Here is a 3,933-nt window from a genome sequence, read left to right as displayed (position 1 = left end):
CATAATCATAATAATCATCCAAATTAGAAGTAATAATCATCTCTTCTCCGCGACAGTTATGTTCAAAACCTAGTTTTGCACTATTTTTATCAATAGTAGTAGCAACTTTTCCTATAATCGAATAATTTTATACCATTTGTTATATACCTAGTCTGGTCAGACCTAGCCCTCCAATTCAACGACCATGAATGGTCGTTGAATTGGAGAAGCTCAGATTTTATGCTGGTATGTTCATAACCATAACAATAGAGTAGGGTAAATTATTTACTCAACTTGCTATATAAGTCTAAAAGATAATAATTAGAATCTCTAATAGTTAGGTAGAAATTATTCTTATTATGATATTTTAGTCATTATATTTTTGATAATAGGTTCAACAGATTGTTCTAACTTTTCACTATCTATCGTATAACGATTTAATTCAATTTGATTTTCTGCATCAAATAGTAATTCTCTTAACCATTTTTCTTCTAATGCCAGTATCTGATGCTCAGCTTCATAAATACTAGATTGTATTTCATCCAAACTAATTTTTTTATTTAAATAAGAATCACATTTTTTTTTAAGATTATTAATAACATCTGGATATATCCAATTCATCACTTTTCACTCCTTCTGAGAATGGTCACTACAATTTTACTATTCCTTTCGGTAACAACACCTACATCACCACTCCAATATACAGTCCTTTTTACACCATTAACCATTGAACTGGTTTTTGTTTCATTTTGTATAGTGTGCTCTACAATATTAGGAGAAATGTTACGACCAGCTCCAACTGTACCGGCAGGGAGCCCTAACTCTGGTAGTTGCATCCTATCAACTGCATGTTGTGAATATAATCTGTTTCCAATCGACGCATATTGCTTACCATCAATAGTCTTTTTGGGGTAGTTCTGCTAAGAATTCCATTCCAGAGAATTACCATTCATTCCCTTTCCTGCTTTACCACCGGTCAGCCAGTCATCATTGATGCGCAACAGTGGTTATTGATTTTCAGGATTGAGAAGCCTATCTAAAATAAAGTAATATAGATCTGTCCTTGATAATATCAACCCTATGATTAAATCAAAGACAGATCAATTAATCATCTTATTAATGTTGAAAATTCAGTAGAAATAAAAGGTTGTAATCTTATTTCAACCTTTGTTCTTGTATCCTCTAGTACAACTTCGGTCGTTAGGTACTCACCATCAACATCTTTTTCTATCTTAAAGTATTCCACACCCTCCATTAGATTGTGCGCTATTTTTTTCTGTTTAAACTCTATAATTGTTTGTATCCAACCTCCAGTTGCACTAAACGAAAAAAGTATAGACATTTCATTTTGATCAGTATATTTGTATGCAAAGTGTAAATCCTCTGTATTCTGAAAAACAGGTTCTCCCTCAAAAAAAGCTAACAAATCTATTTCATCTGGAAAAGATTGAATAAACATTTATTTTTTTCCTTCTTTTGGAATTGTTGTTACAAATCTACGTGAACCATATGGCATAATTTCAAATGACGTTTGTAATACAGTACCTTTTCCTGATGGCCCCATTAAGAAAGATTCTCTAACTTCAAAACTCTGAGAACCTTTTTTGTCATCATTAATAACATTACCTTTTGTATTTACTACTTTATTAAAGTGTTCAGTTAAAATAGCTGTACCTGTTTCATTAGTCTGTAGCCCAAGCCGTCTCATCATTTGGGATAATTGAGTTGAGCGAGCAGTATTATGTTCTCCGCTATTTACTTTGCCATAAAGATAATCAAATTTTTTGGATCTATTTCAAGCTTCGTCCCCTTTCTAGCACTAGATACTAGAAGGCGCACAAGACCAAGCTACCAAGTCAAGATTAAAAGACCATGAGTTTTTAAACCTGTTTCAAAAGATTGAGAAGCTACCAGAAGAAAACAAACCGTGATTAAGATATTTTTAGAAGCCTTTTTAACCAAGACTCAGATTAAATTACTGGCTAAATAAGAATAATAAAACAATAAGTAAGCAGCAATAATAGGCGGCAACCTGCTACCACTGCTAACCACAACTAACTTCACAGGAGTTAACTATGGCTAAGGCACTGCAACCCACCGAACGATTTTACACCATTGGTTAACACCCCAAGCCATAGGATCCAACCCCAGACCGCAACTACCTATTAAAGGCTGCTGGCTAGAAGCCTTTGGCTTTACCATCGGTCAGCCAGTCATCATCGATGCGCAACATGGGCTGTTTATTATTAGGATTGAGGGGCAAGACTAGAAAGTGAAAATAAAATCCCAGTTCAAAATTGGGATCTTAGGTTTTCAAAATTGATCAACCTGTCAGAATAAAAAATTCCAGACTTCATATTTATTTTGGGCTTGTTTGCGATATTTAATTTTCATTAATCCATACTTGTTCAACCCAATCTGAAAGATCTTCCCAAGTATCATTACTATAGCCATCTAACGTCCAATATCGTACTGTATCATTTGGTGTTAAACAATAATAACTTCCATTATCTTCACATATTGGTAACCAGTCTTCTGGTAGACCTTGCTCCCTAGCTTCATTAAGCACTGTCGATAATTCAGATGGATATTTTTTACCTCTTGTTACTAGTAATAATTCTATTATACCGTAGAAAATATTACTGGCTTCTTTGAGAAGCTTTCTATATTCAGTTGAAAAGCTGAAATTAATATTTTTTTCATAATCATCAAGCAAGTTATCATCAGGAAGAGGGACATTTATTACCTCTCCATTTGATAACTCTTTTAACTGATTAATAACTTTATCCAATTTATTCATTAGTATCCTCTCTTATTTGACGTATTAAGCAAGTAACGCAGCAGTAACAGGCGGCAACCTGCTACCACTGCTAACCAAAACTAACCTTACAGGAGTTAACTATGGCTAAGGCACTGCAACCCACCGAACGATTTTACACCATTGGTTAACACCCCAAGCCATAGGCCCCAACACCAGACCGCAACTACCTATTAAAGGCTGCTGGCTAGAAGCCTTTGGCTTTACCACTGGTCAGTCATTCATCATCGATGCGCAACATGGGCTGTTTATTATCAGGATTGAAGGGCTGAGCTAAGAGGTAAAACAATATCCTCGCGAGTTAAGGCGGGGATTGCTATACAACAGGCTAGGATCTTATATTTAACTGTGATTGATATATAGAGCAACAGGTTTTGCCGGTACGGTAATTTCCCATCCCATGATGAGTAATATCGCCATAGCCATTTCTCTCATATTTTTCCACTCAGCACATTGACAAAGCGCATCGTTGTTCCAGTATTGGATGTTAGGTGCTCCACTTATAGATAACATATAATCATCTAACTGTTTAATTGCCAATTTTTGCTCAGACGTGAAAGAAGATGCGACCAAAGGATCGTTTAATTCATCTAAAGCCATTTCCCACTCAACAGCCAGCTCGTCCGCAACGTTCACAAAATCAGGAAATAAACTTTTCTGTACTTCACAAGGCTGCGCTATCGCCTGAGTTATCCATTTAATCTTATTCATTTTCTATTCCTTTGGTTTATTAATAATTGTCGCTTTCTCTCCTGCACTTGGCTTGTATGTATTTGAATCGACAACCTTTACCGTACGTTGTCTTTATCAAAGTTATTATGTAGATATCCGGCCTTATCAGCATAATCTTCGCTGCTGATATCAGTATGGATAGCTGCTAGGTTATAAAATCCCATACCTTAATCAATAAGATTAATTACATTATTCAATAAATATTTATTTTTTATTGAGTATTACTGATGCTTTTGATTTTGATAAATACATGCATAACTAGGATATTGCCATACAACAGCATATCTTTGAAGCGGTATTTCAGTTACTGTTGGATCTCTTTCATAATCATAATAATCATCCAAATTAGAAGTAATAATCATCTCTTCTCCGCGACAGTTATGTTCAAAACCTAGTTTTGCACT

At 34.9% G+C, this 3,933-nt stretch carries 8 protein-coding genes; 2 read left to right on the top strand and 6 right to left on the bottom strand.

From position 1 onward, the window contains the following. Nucleotides 1-336 precede the first annotated feature (336 nt). The 3 genes from H3T84_RS11905 to H3T84_RS11895 form a co-directional block, all read right to left on the bottom strand. Complete coding sequence (locus H3T84_RS11905; protein WP_025331484.1) at nucleotides 337-600, bottom strand: hypothetical protein; 264 nt, start codon at nucleotides 598-600, stop codon at nucleotides 337-339. Between the two features lie 487 nt (nucleotides 601-1,087). Next, on the bottom strand, nucleotides 1,088-1,438 hold the full coding sequence (locus H3T84_RS11900; protein WP_198219303.1) for a hypothetical protein: 351 nt from the start codon (nucleotides 1,436-1,438) through the stop codon (nucleotides 1,088-1,090). Beyond that, nucleotides 1,439-1,690, bottom strand: a complete 252-nt coding sequence (locus H3T84_RS11895) for a hypothetical protein (RefSeq protein WP_198219301.1) — start codon at nucleotides 1,688-1,690, stop codon at nucleotides 1,439-1,441. Nucleotides 1,691-2,083: 393 nt separating this feature from the next. On the opposite strand from H3T84_RS11895, the gene H3T84_RS12605 reads away from it, so the two are divergent. Continuing rightward, nucleotides 2,084-2,248 (top strand): SymE family type I addiction module toxin, encoded by a 165-nt coding sequence (locus H3T84_RS12605; protein WP_078474274.1) that lies wholly within the window; start codon nucleotides 2,084-2,086, stop codon nucleotides 2,246-2,248. 114 nt (nucleotides 2,249-2,362) lie between these two features. Here H3T84_RS12605 and H3T84_RS11885 read toward each other — a convergent pair whose 3' ends face one another. After that, nucleotides 2,363-2,779, bottom strand: coding sequence for an SMI1/KNR4 family protein (locus H3T84_RS11885; RefSeq protein WP_198219299.1), 417 nt, complete (start codon nucleotides 2,777-2,779; stop codon nucleotides 2,363-2,365). Between the two features lie 130 nt (nucleotides 2,780-2,909). Here H3T84_RS11885 and H3T84_RS12600 point away from each other — a divergent pair, with 130 nt between their 5' ends. Next, nucleotides 2,910-3,074 (top strand): SymE family type I addiction module toxin, encoded by a 165-nt coding sequence (locus H3T84_RS12600; protein ID WP_078474275.1) that lies wholly within the window; start codon nucleotides 2,910-2,912, stop codon nucleotides 3,072-3,074. A 65-nt stretch (nucleotides 3,075-3,139) separates the two neighbouring features. Here H3T84_RS12600 and H3T84_RS11875 read toward each other — a convergent pair whose 3' ends face one another. Continuing rightward, nucleotides 3,140-3,508, bottom strand: a complete 369-nt coding sequence (locus H3T84_RS11875) for a hypothetical protein (protein WP_025331488.1) — start codon at nucleotides 3,506-3,508, stop codon at nucleotides 3,140-3,142. A gap of 242 nt (nucleotides 3,509-3,750) precedes the next feature. Next, nucleotides 3,751-3,933 (bottom strand): hypothetical protein (locus tag H3T84_RS11870; protein ID WP_232346194.1); only part of this gene is annotated, 183 nt, incomplete at its 5' end.

This window comes from Snodgrassella sp. M0110 (assembly GCF_016101465.1).
Classification (GTDB): Bacteria; Pseudomonadota; Gammaproteobacteria; order Burkholderiales; family Neisseriaceae; genus Snodgrassella; species Snodgrassella alvi.
This window is presented reverse-complemented; position numbering and strand designations above follow the sequence as displayed.

Coding starts and splice junctions, on each gene's coding strand:
- H3T84_RS11905 (WP_025331484.1), bottom strand. CDS start 600: ATGAATTGGATATATCCAGATGTTATTAATAATCTTAAAAAAAAATGT.
- H3T84_RS11900 (WP_198219303.1), bottom strand. CDS start 1,438: ATGTTTATTCAATCTTTTCCAGATGAAATAGATTTGTTAGCTTTTTTT.
- H3T84_RS11895 (WP_198219301.1), bottom strand. CDS start 1,690: ATGATGAGACGGCTTGGGCTACAGACTAATGAAACAGGTACAGCTATT.
- H3T84_RS11885 (WP_198219299.1), bottom strand. CDS start 2,779: ATGAATAAATTGGATAAAGTTATTAATCAGTTAAAAGAGTTATCAAAT.
- H3T84_RS11875 (WP_025331488.1), bottom strand. CDS start 3,508: ATGAATAAGATTAAATGGATAACTCAGGCGATAGCGCAGCCTTGTGAA.